Raw genomic sequence first — 3,727 nt, 5'->3', positions numbered from 1 at the left:
GAACTAAACGAACGCATAAAACTGCTCCCCGGAAGTCGGAACTGAATTTCTCAGTCCAACTTCCGGGGAGCAGTTCACCGGGGTGAGAGAGCGTCGGGGGAAAGGGCGCAAGAAGTGAGAGAGCGTCCGGGGTGGGGCTACTTTCCGAAGCTGTTACTTTTCGACGAGGGTGAGGACGTCGTAGGTGGCTACGATTTCGTCGTTCTGGTTGGTGAGGACGGCGTCCCAGGCCACCTCGCCGTACTCGTCGGTCTCGCGGGGGGTGATCTTCTTGGCGGTCAGGGTGACGCGGATCGAGTCGCCGGCGGCCACCGGGGTGATGAAGCGCAGGTTCTCCAGGCCGTAGTTTGCCAGCACCGGGCCCGGAGCAGGCTCCACGAACAGCCCGGCGCCCCAGGCCAGCAGCAGGTAGCCGTGCGCCACGATGCCCGGGAAGAACGGGTTGGCCTCCGCAGCCTCCTGGTTGGTGTGGGCGTAGAAGGTGTCGCCGGTGGAGTTGGCGAACTTGGTGATCTCCTCGAGGGTGACCTCCCGCAGCCCGGAGCGGACCGCGTCGCCGATGTGCAGCGTGCTCAGGTGCTTCCGGAACGGGTGCTGGCCTTCGGTCTCCAGCGTGAAGTTGCGGTCCGCGCCGGTGTGCCAGAGGCCCGTGACGGCGGTGAGCATGTTGGGCGAGCCCTGGATGGCGGTGCGCTGCATGTGGTGCATCACCGAACGGATGCCGCCCAGTTCCTCGCCGCCGCCGGCGCGGCCCGGGCCGCCGTGGACCAGGTGCGGCACCGGCGAACCGTGGCCGGTGGAGCTGCGGGCGTCCTCGCGGTTGAGCATCAGGACGCGGCCGTGGTGGGCCGCGATCCCGGTGACCAGTTCGCGGGCAACCTCGGGATCGTTGGTGCACACCGAGGCCACCAGCGAGCCGCCACCGCGGGCGGCGAGGCGCACGGCGTCGGCCAGGTCGGTGTAGCCGATCACCGAAGAAACAGGACCGAAGGCCTCCAGCGAGTGGACTTCCTCAGCTTCGGCGTCCGCCCAGCTGAGCAGCACCGGGGACATAAAGGCCCCGTCTTCGACGACGGCCACTCCCCCGTCCGCTTTGGTCACCTTGGGCGAATCGAGCGTGCCGTACGCGAGCTCGCCGCCGGCGTCGAGCATTGCCTGGACAGCGGCCCGGACATCGGCCAGCTGCTCAAGGGAGGCGAGCGCACCCATGGTGACGCCCTCGGCGCGGGGATCACCCAGCACCACGCGTTCCTCAATGCGGGCACCCACGGCGGCAACGACGTCGGACACCAGTTCGCGGGGCACGATGGTGCGGCGGATGGACGTGCACTTCTGGCCGGCTTTGACGGTCATTTCGGTGACCACGGACTTGATGAAGGCGTCGAACTCCGGCGTTCCCTTGACCGCGTCCGGTCCCAGGATGGCGGCGTTGAGGGAGTCGGTCTCGGAGGTGAAGCGGACGCCGCCCTTCACCACGTTCGGGTGCGACTTCAGCGAATTGGCGGTGGAGGCGGACCCGGTGAAGGCGACGAGGTCGCGGTAGTCGAGGTGGTCCAGGAGCGTGCGGGCCGATCCGGAGATGAGCTGCAGCGAGCCCTTGGGCAGGATGTTGGACTCCACAATGGCCTTGACCACGGCCGCAGCCACGTAGCCCGTGGGAGTCGCCGGCTTGACGATGGTGGGGACGCCGGCGATGAACGCGGGCGCAAACTTCTCCAGCATGCCCCACACCGGGAAGTTGAAGGCGTTGATCTGGACGGCGACGCCGGGGATGCGGGTGAAGATGTGCTCACCGGCAAAGGAACCGTCCCGGGACAGCACCTCCATGGGACCGTCCACCACCACCTGCGAGTTGGGCAGCTCGCGGCGGCCCTTGGAGCTGAAGGTGAAGAGCACGCCGATGCCGCCGTCGATGTCCACCATGGAGTCGATCTTGGTGGCGCCGGTCTGGGCGGACAGCTCGTAGAAGTGCTCGCGGCGGGCGTTCAGGTACTGGGCAAGTTCCTTGAGCTTCAGGGCGCGCTGGTGGAAGGTCAGCGTGCCGAGTTCCGTCTGGCCGGTGGTGCGTCCGTAGTCCACGACGTCGGCAAGGTCCAGTCCCTCGGTGCTCACCTTGGCGAGGAGCTCGCCGGTGCTGGCGTCCAGGACGGGGACTGCGGAAGCCGCGGCGGCGGCGTCGGGCGTCCACCAGGCGTCCCGGACGAAACTGGGAACGGTCTCCACAGTGTCCAGTGAGGATTTCGGAGCAGTTGCAGTGGTGGTCATCGTTGACGGGTCCTTCCAGCGGGGGCAAGATCATCACGGCCAGTGCATTACTGACCGTCCGTTCGGTAATATGTCTACAGTACATGAATGTGCCGTGCTGCACACTAGCCTGTTGCACACTGGGAAGACCCGACGAAAGAGAAGTGGCCCATGCAGCCCGAAACCGGCAGCGCCGAACTGTGGAAGATCACGCTTGGCGAACTCGACGAGAAGATGGGCGTGAAAATCGTCGAGGAATCCGTGGAGCGCGTTGTTGCCACGATGCCCGTCGAGGGCAACCGACAGTCGTTCGGGCTGCTGCACGGCGGCGCCTCACTGGCCGTGGGCGAGGCCGTGGGGTCCTGGGCCGCCGTGATCCACGCCAGCACCCTGGGCAAGACCGCCGTGGGGGTGGACGTGTCCGCAACGCACCACAAATCAGCGCGCGAAGGCCAGATCACCATCACGGCCACGCCCATCCACCTGGGCGGAACGCTGACCACGCACGAAGTCCTGCTCACCAACGAGGCCGGCCAGCGCCTGTGCACCCTCCGAATCACGAACCTGCTGCTGGACCGTAAGGGCCGCGCAGGGGCGGACCGGAAGGGCCGCGCGGAAAAAACTTCATGACTTTGCATCCAAAGAGGGGCTCCCGCCGGTAGTAAAGGCGTAAGCACAAACACAGCCCGACACCGGGCGTCCCTCTGAGGAGTTTGAAATGCGCAAAACAACCTACGCCGCCGGAGCACTGTCGCTCCTGGCTGCACTGACCTTCGCGACCCCCGCCCAGGCCGGCGGCTGGAACCACGACGATGCCCCCGCGAAGCTCTCGGTCCTGCACGGCGTGCCCGGCCTGACCGTGGACGTGTGGGTGGACGGGAACCTCACCCTGGATGACTTCACTCCAGGAACCCTCGCGGGACCACTGGAGCTCGCGGCCGGCGACTACGAAATCGCGGTCACCGCCTCGGACGCCACCAGCGCCGACAACCCCGTGATCGGGCCGGTGGACGTTGAACTCGACAGCGGCGGCAACTACACCGCGGTGGCCCACCTCGATGCCGACGGCGGCCCCACGGCCACGCTGTTCACCAACGACACCAAGGCTCCCCGCAACGACAACAAGGGCAAACTGACGGTGAGGCACGTAGCCGCGGCGCCCGCCGTCGACGTCCTGGCCGGCGGAACGGCAGTGATCGAGGAACTCAGCAATCCGGACGAGGCAACCCTGAAGCTCGAGGCCGGCACCGTTTCGGCGTCGGTTGCCGCGGCCGGGACCACCGATCCGGTGATCGGGCCGGCTGACGTGACCGTCGAGGCCGGCAAGAACACAATCGTCTACGCCTGGGGAAGCCTGGCCGACGGCACCCTGGACGTGGCCGTCCAGGTCGTTGACTCCGAGGACCGTGGCTGCGGCCGCGGCTGACGCATCCCCGAGTAGCAACGCATCGCTAATATCCATCACCGGCGGGGCCGCCTGAAC

General features: G+C 67.0%; 3 protein-coding genes. 2 read left to right on the top strand and 1 reads right to left on the bottom strand.

What is annotated here, in order from left to right:
* Positions 1-153: 153 nt before the first annotated feature.
* Complete coding sequence (gene paaZ, locus AC07YR_RS09685) at positions 154-2,265, bottom strand: phenylacetic acid degradation bifunctional protein PaaZ (RefSeq protein ID WP_055804665.1); 2,112 nt, start codon at positions 2,263-2,265, stop codon at positions 154-156.
* 150 nt (positions 2,266-2,415) lie between these two features.
* Between paaZ and AC07YR_RS09680 the strand changes: the two genes are divergently transcribed.
* Entirely contained in the window at positions 2,416-2,874 is a 459-nt protein-coding gene (locus AC07YR_RS09680) for a PaaI family thioesterase (RefSeq protein WP_436058460.1), read from the top strand.
* Positions 2,875-2,962: 88 nt separating this feature from the next.
* On the top strand, positions 2,963-3,670 hold the full coding sequence (locus AC07YR_RS09675; protein ID WP_494733835.1) for a DUF4397 domain-containing protein: 708 nt from the start codon (positions 2,963-2,965) through the stop codon (positions 3,668-3,670).
* Positions 3,671-3,727: the final 57 nt, after the last annotated feature.

The organism is Arthrobacter sp. GW460-12-1-14-TSB2, assembly GCF_059423525.1.
This window is presented reverse-complemented; position numbering and strand designations above follow the sequence as displayed.